General features: G+C 72.9%; 13 protein-coding genes. 7 read left to right on the top strand and 6 right to left on the bottom strand.

What is annotated here, in order from left to right; genetic code table 11:
- Positions 1–72: 72 nt before the first annotated feature.
- Positions 73–1,299 (top strand): acyl-CoA dehydrogenase family protein, encoded by a 1,227-nt coding sequence (locus ACZ4Z2_RS30600; protein WP_468080414.1) that lies wholly within the window; start codon positions 73–75, stop codon positions 1,297–1,299.
- Positions 1,300–1,314: 15 nt separating this feature from the next.
- Here the strand turns inward: ACZ4Z2_RS30600 and ACZ4Z2_RS30595 are convergent, their stop codons facing one another.
- Positions 1,315–2,529 carry a cytochrome P450 gene (locus ACZ4Z2_RS30595; RefSeq protein ID WP_468080412.1) on the bottom strand — a complete coding sequence of 405 codons (1,215 nt, stop codon included), beginning with the start codon at positions 2,527–2,529 and terminating at the stop codon, positions 1,315–1,317.
- Between the two features lie 232 nt (positions 2,530–2,761).
- On the opposite strand from ACZ4Z2_RS30595, the gene ACZ4Z2_RS30590 reads away from it, so the two are divergent.
- Complete coding sequence (locus ACZ4Z2_RS30590; RefSeq protein WP_468080410.1) at positions 2,762–3,424, top strand: thiaminase II/PqqC family protein; 663 nt, start codon at positions 2,762–2,764, stop codon at positions 3,422–3,424.
- 22 nt (positions 3,425–3,446) lie between these two features.
- Here ACZ4Z2_RS30590 and ACZ4Z2_RS30585 read toward each other — a convergent pair whose 3' ends face one another.
- From ACZ4Z2_RS30585 to ACZ4Z2_RS30565, 5 genes are all read right to left on the bottom strand, one after another.
- Entirely contained in the window at positions 3,447–3,686 is a 240-nt protein-coding gene (locus ACZ4Z2_RS30585) for a DUF6213 family protein (protein WP_468080409.1), read from the bottom strand.
- Between the two features lie 25 nt (positions 3,687–3,711).
- Complete coding sequence (locus ACZ4Z2_RS30580; protein WP_468080407.1) at positions 3,712–5,097, bottom strand: NADP-dependent succinic semialdehyde dehydrogenase; 1,386 nt, start codon at positions 5,095–5,097, stop codon at positions 3,712–3,714.
- Positions 5,098–5,162: 65 nt separating this feature from the next.
- Entirely contained in the window at positions 5,163–5,630 is a 468-nt protein-coding gene (locus tag ACZ4Z2_RS30575; RefSeq protein ID WP_468080405.1) for an NUDIX hydrolase, read from the bottom strand.
- Positions 5,627–7,168, bottom strand: a complete 1,542-nt coding sequence (locus ACZ4Z2_RS30570; RefSeq protein WP_468080404.1) for an ATP-dependent DNA ligase — start codon at positions 7,166–7,168, stop codon at positions 5,627–5,629. The genes ACZ4Z2_RS30575 and ACZ4Z2_RS30570 overlap by 4 nt, the downstream gene beginning before the upstream one ends.
- Before the next feature lie 157 nt (positions 7,169–7,325).
- Positions 7,326–8,270, bottom strand: a complete 945-nt coding sequence (locus tag ACZ4Z2_RS30565) for an NAD(P)/FAD-dependent oxidoreductase (protein ID WP_468080403.1) — start codon at positions 8,268–8,270, stop codon at positions 7,326–7,328.
- 77 nt (positions 8,271–8,347) lie between these two features.
- Between ACZ4Z2_RS30565 and ACZ4Z2_RS30560 the strand changes: the two genes are divergently transcribed.
- The 5 genes from ACZ4Z2_RS30560 to ACZ4Z2_RS30540 all read left to right on the top strand — a co-directional run bounded on the left by ACZ4Z2_RS30560 (position 8,348) and on the right by ACZ4Z2_RS30540 (position 13,344).
- Positions 8,348–8,947: a helix-turn-helix domain-containing protein gene (locus ACZ4Z2_RS30560; protein ID WP_468080402.1), complete on the top strand. Its 600-nt coding sequence runs from the start codon at positions 8,348–8,350 to the stop codon at positions 8,945–8,947.
- Positions 8,948–9,051: 104 nt separating this feature from the next.
- Positions 9,052–10,029, top strand: a complete 978-nt coding sequence (locus tag ACZ4Z2_RS30555) for an NADPH:quinone oxidoreductase family protein (RefSeq protein WP_468080401.1) — start codon at positions 9,052–9,054, stop codon at positions 10,027–10,029.
- Positions 10,026–11,210 (top strand): acyl-CoA dehydrogenase family protein, encoded by a 1,185-nt coding sequence (locus ACZ4Z2_RS30550; protein WP_468080399.1) that lies wholly within the window; start codon positions 10,026–10,028, stop codon positions 11,208–11,210. Before ACZ4Z2_RS30555 ends, ACZ4Z2_RS30550 begins: the two co-directional genes overlap by 4 nt.
- Entirely contained in the window at positions 11,207–12,292 is a 1,086-nt protein-coding gene (locus ACZ4Z2_RS30545) for an acyl-CoA dehydrogenase family protein (protein ID WP_468080397.1), read from the top strand. The genes ACZ4Z2_RS30550 and ACZ4Z2_RS30545 overlap by 4 nt, the downstream gene beginning before the upstream one ends.
- A gap of 182 nt (positions 12,293–12,474) precedes the next feature.
- Positions 12,475–13,344 carry a phosphatidylinositol-specific phospholipase C/glycerophosphodiester phosphodiesterase family protein gene (locus ACZ4Z2_RS30540; RefSeq protein WP_468080396.1) on the top strand — a complete coding sequence of 290 codons (870 nt, stop codon included), beginning with the start codon at positions 12,475–12,477 and terminating at the stop codon, positions 13,342–13,344.
- Positions 13,345–13,436: the final 92 nt, after the last annotated feature.

The raw sequence follows: 13,436 nt of genomic DNA, 5'->3' as shown, positions 1-13,436 counted from the left end.
TGACTTTTCCTACCGACCGGTAACACACTCGCGTTACCGCAGGTAACATCTTAGTGCAGTGCTGGAGGCGTCATGGCCGAGTTCACGATGGAACTCAACGAGGAACAGCGAGAGGTCCGCGACTGGCTGCACGGATTCGCCGCCGATGTGATCCGGCCCGCGGCCGCCGAGTGGGACGAGCGCGAGGAGACGCCCTGGCCGGTCATCCAGGAGGCCGCCAAGGTAGGCATCTACTCCCTCGACTTCTACGCCCAGCAGTACTTCGACCCCACCGGCCTCGGCATCCCCATGGCCATGGAGGAACTGTTCTGGGGTGACGCCGGCATCGCGCTGTCCATCGTCGGCACCGGCCTCGCCGCCGTCGGCGTCCTCGCCAACGGCACCGAGGAGCAGATCGGCACCTGGATCCCCCAGATGTACGGCGACGCCAACGACGTCAAGGTGGCCGCGTTCTGCTCCTCCGAGCCCGACGCCGGCTCCGACGTCGCCTCCATGCGCACCCGCGCCGTCTACGACGAGGCCAAGGACGAGTGGGTGCTCAACGGCACCAAGACCTGGGCCACCAACGGCGGCATCGCCAACGTCCACGTCGTGGTGGCCGTGGTCGACCCGGAACTCGGCTCCAAGGGCCACGCGTCCTTCATCGTCCCGCCGAACACGCCCGGCCTGTCCCAGGGCCAGAAGTTCAAGAAGCACGGCATCCGCGCCTCGCACACCGCCGAGGTCGTCCTGGAGGACGTGCGGGTGCCCGGCTCCTGCCTCCTCGGCGGCAAGGAGAAGCTCGACGAGCGCCTGGCGCGGGCCCGCGAGCGGGCCAAGGCGGGCGGCGAGCGGGTGAAGAACGCGGCGATGGCCACGTTCGAGGCGAGCCGGCCCGCCGTCGGGGCGATGGCCGTGGGCACCGCCCGCGCCGCGTACGAGGTGGCGCTGGAGTACGCCAAGACCCGTGAGCAGTTCGGGCGGCCGATCATCGACAACCAGGGCGTCGCGTTCCAGCTGGCGGACATGCGCACATCCGTGGACGCGGCCCGGCTGCTGGTGTGGCGGGCGTCGTGGATGGCGATCAACGGTCGGCCGTTCACCGCCGCCGAGGGCTCGCAGTCGAAGCTGTTCGCGAGCGAGACGGCGAAGAAGGTGACCGCGCAGGCGCTGCAGATCCTCGGGGGCAACGGATACACCCGGGAGTACCCGGTGGAGCGGATGCACCGGGACGCGGCCATCTACACCATCTTCGAGGGGACCAGCGAGATCCAGCGGCTGGTGATCGCCCGCACCGTCTCGGGGATGTCCATCCGGTAGCCCCCGAGGCGACGGTCACCAGGTGACGGGGAGGGCCTCGGGGCCGCGGACCGGGGCGCCGCGCCGCCAGCGGATCTCGGCGGGCGGCACCGCCGGTCTCAGGCCCGGCACCCGGTCCAGGAGCGTGTCCACGACCAGTTCGGCCTCCAGCCTGGCCAGGTGGGCGCCCACGCAGTGGTGGACGCCGTGTCCGAAGGCCAGGTGCGGGTTCGGGGCACGGTCGAAGTCGACGCGCTCCGGGTCGGGGAACACGTCCGGGTCGCGGTTGGCGGCCAGGTACGACACATAGACCGGGTCGCCGGCCCGGATCCGTACGCCGTGCAGGACGACGTCCTCCAGGGCGATCCGGGACAGGCCGACGGTGTTGCGGTGCGGGATGTACCGCAGCAGTTCGTCGACGGCCCGCGGCCGCAGCCCGGGTTCCTCCCGCAGCCGGGCGAGCAGGTCGGGCCGGCTCAGCAGGATGTGGCACATCTGGCCCGTGTTGTGGGTGAGGGCCTCACCGCCCAGCTGGAGGGAGCAGGCCAGAGCCGACGCCTCCTCCTCGGTGAGGTCGCCCCGGCCCACGGCCGCGCCGAGCAGGGAGACGACGTCCTCGCCGTCGGAGGCCCGGTGCTCGGCGACGGCCCGAGCGAAGTACGCCCCCATGTCCCGCCGGGCCCGTTCACCGGCCTCGACATCGTCCGCGGAGGCCGGGATCAGTCGGATCCACCCGCGCAGGGCCTCGCGGTCGCCCTCGGGGACGCCCATCAGGTCGCAGATCAAGGTGACCGGGAAGGGCTCCAGCACCCGTGCGACGAGGTCGGCGGGCGGCCCGTCCCGCAGCATCGCCTCCACCGTCGCCTCCAGCGTCCGCCGCGCCTTCGCCCGCAGGCGTTCGATCCCGTCGGCGGTGAAGGCGGGGGCGATCGCGCCGCGCAGCCGGGCGTGGTCCGGCATGTCGGCGAAGGGCAGCGCCGCGGGCCGCGGGGAGAAGTGCGGCGCCAGCCGGGTGACCTGACGGCCGATCACCTCCGCCCGGCTGAACCGAGGGTCGTCCGTCACCAGCCGCACGTCGTCGTAGCGGGTCAGCAGCCACGCCCAGCCCTCGCCGTCGGGCAGCTGGATCCGGTTGATCGGACCCTCCCGCATCAGCTCGGCCAGCACGGGGTCGAAGTCCCACCCGGTCAGATTGAGAACGGGCCAGTGCCGCACCGGCGGGGCGCCCAGGGTCTCTTCGCTCGTCGTCATGTGTCGCCACGCATGGGGAACGCCTGCTTTCGCTGTCCGGAAGGGGGGCCTTCGGCCCGGGCACGCGGTGTTCGGTCGGGTTACCCACCCTCACCCGGCGACCCGGCGATCTCGCGCCGGACTACTCCAGACCGGCGAAGCCGGACCGGTCGGCGCCCACTACTGCGAACCGGGCGGCCGTGCCATGGTCGAGGAGGCACAGCGCCGCCGCAGGAACCGACGGGAGTACGCCATGACGCGCACGGCCGGACAGCTGCTGGACACCCTCACGGCGAAACTGACCCCCTACCCCGACGACAACCTCCTGCTGCCGCTCATCGCCTCCGGTACGGCCGACCGCGCCACCCTCGCCGTACTCGCCCTGGAGCAACACCTGGTGATCGCCTCCGACCACCGCTCCTTCGCCCACCTCGCCCAGCGCGCGTCCGCCGAGGCCCCCGCGAGCGCCGCCTTCTTCCGGCTCCTCGCGGACGGCGAGCAGGTGGCGGCCCGCCACCTGACCGTGTTCGCCCGGGTCTGCGGCGTGGACGGGGAACGAGTCGCGGCCCATGAACCGCTGCCGGGCTGCCAGGCATATCCGTCGTATGTCGCGCGGCTCGCCCTGGAGGCCGCGCCGGCCGACGCGGTCCTCGCCCTGACCGCCAACTTCGCCTCCTGGGGCGGCTACTGCGCCACGATGGCGCGAGCCCTGCGCCGCCACTACGACGTCCCCGACGATGCCTGCGCGTTCTTCGACTTCTTCGCCGAGCCGGCCCCCGACCTGGAGAAGAGCGCGCGCACGGCCGTGGAGGAGAGGTGGGAGGCGGGACGGATCGACGAGCGCCTCGCCCATCGCCACGGCCGACTGCTGCAGAGCTACGAATCCCTGTTCTGGAGCACACTCGCCCGCCTGTGACAGGGGGCGCGGGACAGCCGGCTCAGCCGGACACGGCACCACTGCTGTGCGCGATGCACGCCACGTCGATCCGGTCGGCCAGCTTCGCCAGCTCGATCGTCAGCGCGGCCACCGTGTCCTCGTCCAGGTCGTCCACGCCCGCCTCCACCAGGTGCAGCCACCGACCGCCCACCGTTCGCAGCAGCTTGCTGACATCGGCGGCGGCCACCTGAAGGGTCCCGCGGTCGTCGACGATCAGAGGAAGAGTCACTTCGCGGTTCACAACGGGGATGGTAACCGTGGAAGGCTCACGCCCCGTGCCACACGGTGGTGATGTTGCAGAACTCCCGGATTCCGTGTCCGGACAGCTCACGTCCGTACCCCGACCGCTTGACCCCGCCGAACGGGAACGCCGGGTGGGAGGCGGTCATACCGTTGACGAAGACGCCTCCCGCGTCGAGGTCCCGGACGAAGCGGTCGACCTCGGCGGCGTCCTGCGTCCACACGTTGGAGCTGAGCCCGAAGGGCGTGTCGTTGGCGATTGCGATCGCTTCGTCGAGGTCGGCGACCCGGTACAGGGTGGCGACCGGACCGAAGGTCTCCTCGCGGTGGACACGCATCTCGGGGGTGATGTCGGCGAGGACGGTCGGCGGGTAGTACCAGCCGGGCCCGTCCGGCCGCTCGGCGCCGCACAGCACCGTGGCACCGCTCTCCACCGCCTCGTCGACCAGGCCCTCCAGGTCCTCGCGGCCCTGCTCGCTGGAGAGCGGACCGACGTCGGTGTCCTCGTCCAGCGGGTCGCCGACCTTCAGCGCCTTCATGCCCTCGACGAAGCGCTCCGCGAAGGCGTCGTACACGTCGGCGTGCACGATGAACCGCTTGGCGGCGATGCAGGACTGGCCCGTGTTCTGCGCGCGCGCCGTCACCGCGGTGCTCGCCGCGCGGTCGACGTCCGCGGACGGCATCACGATGTACGGGTCGCTGCCGCCCAGCTCCAGCACCGTCTTCTTGATCTCGTCGCCGCCGACGGAGGCCACGGACCGGCCGGCGGGCTCGCTGCCGGTGAGGGTGGCGGCACGCACCCGCGGGTCGCGCAGGATGTCCTCGACCGCGCCGGACCCGATGAGCAGGGTCTGGAAGCAGCCCTCGGGGAAGCCCGCCCGGCGGAAGAGGTCCTCCAGGTAGAGCGCTGTCTGCGGGACGTTCGAGGCGTGCTTGAGCAGGCCCACGTTGCCGGCCATCAGGGCGGGCGCGGCGAAGCGGATCACCTGCCACAGCGGGAAGTTCCACGGCATCACGGCGAGGACCGGGCCGAGCGGACGGTAACGGACCAGGACGCGGGAGGCGCCGGAGTCCTTCACATCCGCGTCGGAGGGCTCCACGTCGGTGAGCAGTACCTCCGCGTGCTCGGCGTACCAGCGCATCGCCTTCGCGCACTTGGCGGCCTCGGCACGGGCCTGCTTGATCGGCTTGCCCATCTCCGTCGTCATGACGCGGGCGACGTCCTGCGCGTCCTCCTCCAGCAGATCGGCGGCCCGGCGCAGGAGCCGGGCGCGTTCCGCGAAGGACGTGGTCCGGTACGAGCGGAACGTGCGGTCGGCGGTCGCGAGCCGGCGCTCGATCTCCTCCTCGCCCAGGGCCTCGTACGTCTTGAGCGTCTCGCCGTTCGCCGGATTCACCGTCGCGATGGGCATGCCTGACCTCCTGCTCGGGCTGTTCCTCGACCTTCCCGCGCGGCGACGCGCGCCGCAACGCGGGCTCAGCCCGAGTGCTCAGCCAGCCGGTCGAGAAACGCGGTCTGCGCCTTCACGAGCACCGCGCGCGCCCGCTCCAGGCCGCACCACTCGACCCGGTCCAGCTCCGGGAACTCCTGGATCCGCCCCGATCTCGGCGGCCACTCCATCCGGAAGGTCCCCGGCACCACGGTCGCCGGGTCGAGGTCGGCCTCGATCGCCCAGGCCGTGACGATCTTGCCGTTGGTCTGCCGCACCTCACCCAGCGCCACGGCCTCCCCGTCGGGCGGCTCCAGCCCCAGCTCCTCCCGGAACTCGCGGCGCGCCGCCTCCCAGGCGGGCTCGTCCGGCTCGTACTCGCCCTTGGGCACGGTCCACGCGCCCGCGTCCTTCCGCTCGAAGTACGGGCCGCCCATATGGCCCAGCAACACCTCGACGCCGTGCGCGGTGCGGCGGTACAGCAGCAGTCCGGCACTGCGCCTGGGTGTCGTCACCGGGTGACCTCCGGGTGTGCGGCGAGCAGGGTCTCGACCGTATCGGCTTCGGCGGGGGTCTTGTCCTCGCGATAGCGGATCACGCGCGCGAAACGGAGGGTGACACCGGCCGGGTAGCGGGTCGAGCGCTGGAGGCCGTCGTAGGCGATCTCGACGACTAGTTCGGGGCGGACGGTCACACCCCAGCCCTTCTTCTCGACCGCCAGGTCCATCAGCCGCTCGGTCTGCCAGGTCAGCATCGCGTCGGTCATGCCCTTGAACGTCTTGCCGAGCATCGCGAAGCCGCCGTCGGCGGTGCGGGCGCCGAGGTGGAGGTTGGAGAGCTTGCCGGTGCGGCGGCCGTGGCCCCACTCGGCGGCCAGCACCACCAGGTCGAGGGTGTGCACGGGCTTGACCTTCAGCCAGGAGGCACCGCGCCGGCCGGCGCTGTAGGCGGCGTCCAGAGCCTTCAGCACGACCCCTTCGTGGCCCCGGGAGAGCGTGTCGGCGAGGAACCGCTCCGCCTCGGCGAGATCGTCAGGGCCGTGCACGAGGGTGCGCCGGACCCGCATCGGCTCGGGGACGAGCCGGGCCAGTTCGGCGTGGCGGTCGCTGAAGGGCAGGTCCAGGAGGTCCTGGCCGTCGACGGAGAGCGCGTCGAAGAACACGGGCGCGACGGGCACCTGTGCGGCGGCGGTCGCCACGTCCAGCCGCGAGCCGACCCGCCCGGCGGTCTCCTGGAAGGAACGCGGCCGTCCGTCCTCGTCGAACGCGATCACCTCCCCGTCGAGGACGAACCGCTCGCCCCGCAACGCCAGGGCCGCCGCCGTCAGTTCCGGGAGGCGGTCGGTGATGTCGTCGAGGGTCCGGGTGTAGAGGCGTACGTCGGGGCCGTCGCGGTGGACCTGGACGCGGATGCCGTCCAGCTTCTCCTCGACCGCGCAGGCCCCGAGCTTCTGCACCGCCTCCGCGACCGAGGAGGCGCTGTGCGCGAGCATCGGCAGGACCGGCCGCCCCACGGTGAGCCGGAACCCCTCCAGGGCGGGCGGCCCGTCCGCGAGCAGCGCCTGCGCCACCGTCTGGAGCGAGCCGGCGAGCATCACCGCCCTGCGTACGGCGGGGGCGGACGCGCCCGTGGCCGCGGCCAGGCCCTCGACGGCCACCGCGTCCAGGGCACCCTGGCGGACCTCGCCGGTGAGCAGCCCGAACAGGAAGCGCTGCTCGACGTCGGTGGCGGCCGCGAGCAACTCGCCCACCAGACGTCGGCGTTCCGCCTGCGAGCCGGTGCCGGTGACGCCGCCGATCTCCGTGAGGCGGGCGTCGACGTCACGGACGGTGAGAGTGGGGTCGGCGGCGGGGGCGATGTCCTGGTTCAGGAGCTTCCAGCCGATGCCGAGGCGGCCCTGGGGGAGGTGGCCGGCGAGGTAGGGGATGACGATCGGTACGTCCTCGGCGTCGGCCTCCCGGAAGAGTTCGGCGAGCAGGGCGGTCTTGCGGGAGCGGGCCGAGGTGGCGGCTACCTGGTGGGAGAGGTGGGCCAACTGGGCGAACAGCAGCATGCAGCCATGGTCCTACGGAGTTCTGCCGGGCGCCTATTGGGTGGGCGTGCGGGGATGCGTCGGCGGGTGCGGGTGGGTGGGGGCTGGTCGCGCGGTTCCCCGCGCGCCTCGATGGCCCTTCGGGCCGATCGTTCGCGCGGTTCCCCGCGCCCCTCCTTCACGCCGGTCGGTGCCTGTCCAGGTCTGTCATCAGGAGGTCTCCGTTGATCGTGGCTCCTGCTCGGTAGCCGGAGGAGGCCGCGTTGACGACCTGTTCGGAGAAGGCCATGGCGTTGCCCGCCGCCCAGATGCCGGGGATCGAGGTCTGGCCGGTCGCGTCCACCACGGGGTAGGCGCCGAAAGGGGTCTCGTGGAGGTCGGCGCCCAGGTGTTCGAGGAGGGCGGTCTGGGGGAGAGGGCGGGGTGCGGCGAAGAGGACTTGGCGGGGGTGGGTGGTGCCGTCGGCGAGGCGGACGCCGGTGAGGCGGTCCGCCTCGGTCAGCAGGGCCGCCACCTCGCCGGGGACGACCTGGACACCGGCCGCGGCGAGCCGGCGAAGGTCGTCGTCGGAGAGTTCGGTCTCGGGGACGGTGTGCAGGAACAGGGTGACGTCCTTGGACCACTGGGACACCATCAGGGCCTGGTGCACGCTCATGGGGGTGGTGGCGAGCACGCCGAACGCCTGGTCCCGCACCTCCCAGCCGTGGCAGTACGGGCAGTGCAGCACGTCCCGTCCGAAGCGCTCGGCGAGGCCGGGGATCGCCGGGAGTTCGTCCTGGAGGCCGGTGGCGACGACCAGGCGCCGGGCGTGGAAGGTCCGGCCGTCGGCCAGGGTCACGGAGAAGCCGGGATCCTCCGCCTCCTCGTCCCTGGTGACGTCGACCGCCCGGCCCCGGACGAGGTCGACACCGTACCGGGCGATCTCCTCGCGGCCCACGGCCAGGAACTCGCCCGGCGGCATGCCGTCCCGCGACAGATAGCCCTGCATGTGCGCGGCGGGCGCGTTGCGGGGCTCCCCGGCGTCGACGACCAGGGTCCGGCGGCGGGCACGGCCGAGGACCAGGGCCGCGGACAGTCCGGCCGCCCCGCCGCCGATCACGATCACTTCGTACTGCTGGGTCATGGTGACCACCTCCACGGAAAAGGTCACCCGAGAGCTGCCGTATTGACAAACCTCTTTGCCGAAACTGCAATGACCGCATGAGTGAGAACAGCGGCGGGGCGAGCGGGACGGACGAGGTGCTCGCCGGGGTCGGGCCCCGGTTGCGGGCCCTGAGGAAGGACCGTGAGGTGACTCTCGCGGGCCTGTCGGAGGCGACCGGGATCTCCGTGAGCACCCTGTCCCGGCTGGAGTCGGGGCTGCGCAGGCCCAGCCTGGAGCTGCTGCTGCCGATCGCGCGGGCCCATCAGGTGCCGCTGGACGAACTGATCGGGGAGCCGCCCGTCGGTGATCCACGGGTCCGGTCCAAGCCGATCGTGCGGCACGGGCGGACGTACTGGCCGCTCACCCGCCAGCCGGGCGGCCTCCAGGCGTTCAAGGTGCGGATCGAGCCGGAGGGGCAGCAGGTCCCCGAGCCGCGCACCCACGAGGGGTACGAGTGGCTGTACGTGCTCTCGGGGAGGCTGCGGGTGGTGCTCGGTGAGCACGACGTGGTGCTGACCGCCGGGGAGGCCGCCGAGTTCGACACCCGGGTGCCGCACTGGTTCGGGGCGGCGGGCGAGGCGCCGGCGGAGTTCCTCAGCCTGTTCGGGCCGCAGGGGGAGCGGATGCACGTCAGGGCGAAGCCCGCCCGGTCGTGACGCACGCTACTGCCCGCCGACTGTTCCCCGGAGGGCAAGCGACCGCTTAGTATGCGGATGTCAGTCGACCCCGGTCCGACGAAGCTGTCCCGTGGAGGCACCGCATGCAGGCATGGCAAGTGCACGAGAACGGCGAGCCGAGCGAGGTGATGCGGCTCCTGGACGTGGAGCGGCCCACGCCCGGCGACGGCCAGGTCCTGCTGAAGGTGCGCGCCGCGAACATCAACTTCCCGGACGTCCTGATGGCCCGGGGCCACTACCAGGTCCGCCCGCCGCTGCCGTTCACGCCCGGCGTGGAGATCTGCGGCGAGACCGAGGACGGCCGCCGGGTCATCGCCACCCCGGCGCTGCCGTACGGCGGTTTCGCCGAGTACGCCGTGGCGGACGCCGCGGCCCTGCTGCCGGCGCCCGACGCGCTGGACGACGCGGAGGCCGCCGCCCTGCACATCGGCTACCAGACGGGCTGGTTCGGCCTCCACCGCCGGGCCCGCCTCGAAGCCGGGGAGACACTGCTCGTCCACGCTGCCGCAGGAGGGGTCGGCAGCGCGGCCGTGCAGCTCGGAAAGGCGGCCGGCGCCACGGTCATCGGGGTCGTCGGCGGCGCCGACAAGGCCGCCGTCGCCCGGGAGCTGGGCTGCGACGTGGTGGTGGACCGGCGGAGCGAGGACGTCGTCTCCGCCGTGAAGGACGCCACCGGGGGCCGGGGCGCCGACGTGATCTACGACCCCGTGGGCGGCGACGCCTACACGCAGTCGACCAAGGTCGTCGCCTTCGAGGGGCGGATCGTGGTCGTCGGCTTCGCCAGCGGGACCATCCCCAGCCCCGGCCTCAACCACGCCCTCGTCAAGAACTACGCGATCCTCGGCCTGCACTGGGGCCTGTACAACACCAAGAACCCGAAGCTGGTCCAGCACTGCCACGAACAGCTCACCGAACTCGCGGCCCGGGGCGTCGTCAAGCCCCTGGTGAGCGAGCGGGTGCCGCTCGACGGGGCCGCGGCCGCCGTCCAGCGCGTCGCGGACGGTGTCACCACCGGCCGGGTCGTCGTGGTGCCCGCACGGGAGAACGGAGCCGCCGCATGACCGACGCAGCCGAACTGAGGCGCCGCGCCGCCGAGTTGCTGGCCGCGCACCCGCCCGCCACCACCGACCGGCTGGACTTCCTGCGCGCCCGCTTCGACGCCGGGCTCGCCTGGGTGCACTACCCGGTGGGCCTCGGCGGCCTCGGCGCCCCCCGCTCCCTCCAGGCCGTCGTGGACGCGGACCTGGCGGCGGAGGGCGCCCCCGACAACGACCCGCGGCGGATCGGCATCGGCCTCGGCATGGCCGCGCCGACGATCCTCGCCTACGGCACCGAGGAGCAGAAGCGGCGCTTTCTGCGGCCACTGTGGACCGGGGAGGAGGTCTGGTGCCAGCTGTTCAGCGAGCCCGGCGCCGGATCCGACCTCGCCGCGCTCGGCACCCGCGCCGTCCGCGAGGACGGGGGAGACTGGGTGGTCAACGGGCAGAAGGTGTGGACGTCCAGCGCCCATGTCGCCCGCTGGGCCATCCTCATCGCCCGCACCGACCCGGACGTGCCCAAGCACCGGGGCATCACCTACTTCCTCTGCGACATGACCGACCCCGGCATCGAGGTCCGGCCGCTGCGGCAGATCACCGGCGAGGCCGAGTTCAACGAGGTCTTCATCACCGACGTCCGCATCCCCGACTCCCGCCGCCTCGGCGACGTCGGCGACGGCTGGAAGGTCGCCCAGACCACCCTCAACAACGAGCGCGTCGCCATCGGCGGTATGCGGCTGCCCCGCGAGGGCGGCATGATCGGCCCCGTCTCCCGGACCTGGCGCGAACGGCCCGAGCTGCGCACCCACGACCTCCACCAGCGGCTGCTCAAGCTGTGGGTCGAGGCCGAGGCCGCCCGCCTCACCGCCGAGCGGCTGCGCCAGCAGCTCGTCGCCGGACAGCCCGGCCCCGAGGGCGCCGGCATGAAGCTCGCCTTCGCCCGCCTCAACCAGGAGATCAGCGGCCTGGAGGTCGAACTCCGCGGCGAGGAGGGCCTGCTGTACGACGACTGGACCATGCGCCGCCCCGAGCTGGTCGACTTCGTCGGCCGCGACGCCGGCTACCGCTACCTCCGCTCCAAGGGCAACAGCATCGAGGGCGGGACCACCGAGGTCCTGCTGAACATCGTCGCCGAACGCGTCCTCGGCCTGCCCCCCGAGCCGCGCACCGACAAGGACGTCGCCTGGAAGGACCTCGCCCGATGAGCACCCAGCCCGACCTGCTGTACTCGGAGGAGGAAGAGGCCCTCCGCGCGGCCGTGCGCGACCTGCTCGCCGACCACTGCGACGCGCCCGGGGTGATCGCCCGCGTCGAGACGGACGCCCCGCACGACCTCGCGGCGTGGAAGGCGCTCGCCGAGGGCATGGGCCTCGCCGGTCTCCTCGTCCCCGAGGACCGGGGCGGCCAGGGCGCCACCCACCGCGAGGCCGCCGTCGTCCTGGAGGAGCTGGGTCGCGCCGTCGCCCCCGTGCCGTACCTCACGAGCGCGGTCGTCGCCACCGAGGCCCTGCTGGCCTGTTCCGCCGACGACCTGCTCGCCGAGCTGGCCTCGGGCCGCGGGATCGGCGCCCTCGCGGTCGCGCTGAACGTCTCCGCCGGCAGCGCCTACAAGGTCGTACGGTTCGAGGACGGCGCCCTGCACGGCGAGCTGACCGGCATCGCGGACGCGGCCGCCGCCGACGTACTGCTCGTGCCCGCGGACGACGGCGGCCTGTACGCGGTCGACGCCTCCGCCGCGACCATCACCCCGCAGCCGTCCCTGGATCTGACCCGGCCGCTGGCGACGGTCGCGCTCGACGCGGCGCCCGGCCGTCTCCTCGGCGACGCCGAACCCGCCGTACGCCGGGCCCTGCGCGCCGGGGCCGGACTCCTCGCCTCCGAGCAGCTCGGGCTCGCCGAATGGACGCTGACCGAGACGGTCCGCTACCTCAAGGAACGCAAGCAGTTCAACCGGCCCGTCGGCGGCTTCCAGGCGCTCAAGCACCGGCTGGCGCAGCTGTGGCTGGAGGTCGTCAACCTGCGGGCTGCCGCCCGCAACGCGGCCGACGCGCTCGCCACCGGCAGCGACGACACCGACGTGGCGGTCGCCGTCGCCCAGGCGTTCGCCGCGCCCGTGGCCGTCCACGCCGCCGAGGAGGCGCTGCAACTGCACGGCGGCATCGGGATGACCTGGGAGCACCCGGTCCACCTGTACCTCAAGCGGGCCAAGGCCGACGCGATCGCGTACGGCACCGCGGGCGCCCACCGGGAGGCACTGGCCGAACTGGTCGACCTGCGCGCGCCCTGAGTCACCGCCGCGCAGCGTCCGGAAAGCCCGTCCCACCGGGGGCGGGCTTTTCCGTGCGCCCAGCGCGGAGGCGGTGAACGCACGACGGCGGTCCGGCCAACTCCTGCCCCCTGCAGGCTCATCGCGCGGCACGGGACCCCATACTCGCTGGGTTCCCGAACGCCACTCCAGGGAGGCAGAGCATGGCCCTCACCACCCGCCGCGGAGCCCTCACCACCCTCGGCGCCGCCCTCGCCGGCACCCTCACCACGCCCGCCGCGCAGGCGTACGCGGCGGAGGGGCACGGGCACCGCCCGCGACCGCTGTGGCGGGCCCACGCCCACAACGACTACGAGCACCCGCGCCCCCTCCTCGACGCCCTGGACCACCGCTTCGGCAGCGTCGAGGCCGACATCTTCCTCGTGGACGGCCAACTCCTCGTCGCCCACGACCCCGAGGACCTCGACCCGGCCCGCACCCTCGAATCCCTCTACCTCGAGCCGCTCGCCGCCCGCGTCCGCGCCCACCACGGCTCCGTCCACCGGGGCGACCGCAGGCCCCTGCAACTCCTCGTCGACCTCAAGACCGAGGGCTCCTCGACCTACCGGGAACTCGACCGCCGTCTGCGGCGCCACCGGCACCTGTTCACGACGTACGCGCACGGCCGGGTGCACCTCGGGCCGGTGACGGCCGTCGTCTCCGGGGACCGGGCCGCCCGCGTCCCCATGGAGGCGCAGACCGTGCGGCGCGCCTTCTACGACGGCCGGCTCGCGGACCTGGCGAGCCCCACTCCGGCGCCCGCCTCCTTCATCCCGCTGATCTCCGACAACTGGTCGCTGAACTTCACCTGGCGGGGCGTCGGCCCGTTCCCGGACGCCGAGCGGGCCAAACTGCGCGCCCTCGTGTCCACCGCGCACGGGCGCGGTCAGCGCGTGCGGTTCTGGGCGACCCCGGACGTTCCGGGCCCGGACCGGGACGCGCTGTGGGGCGAACTGCTCGCCGCGGGCGTGGACCACCTCAACACCGACGACCTCGCGGGCCTCGCGGCCTTCCTGGACGCCCATCGGGCGTAGGCCCTGTCGTCACATTCCCACCTACCCCGCGACGCCATGCACGCGCTCTCGACGCACCGGGCCCTGACCCGAGTACGTCCAGTACACGGGTC

It is taken from the genome of Streptomyces sp. NPDC030183, assembly GCF_055573455.1.
Note: the sequence above shows the minus strand (reverse complement) of the source record. Positions and strands in the feature narration are given on the sequence as shown.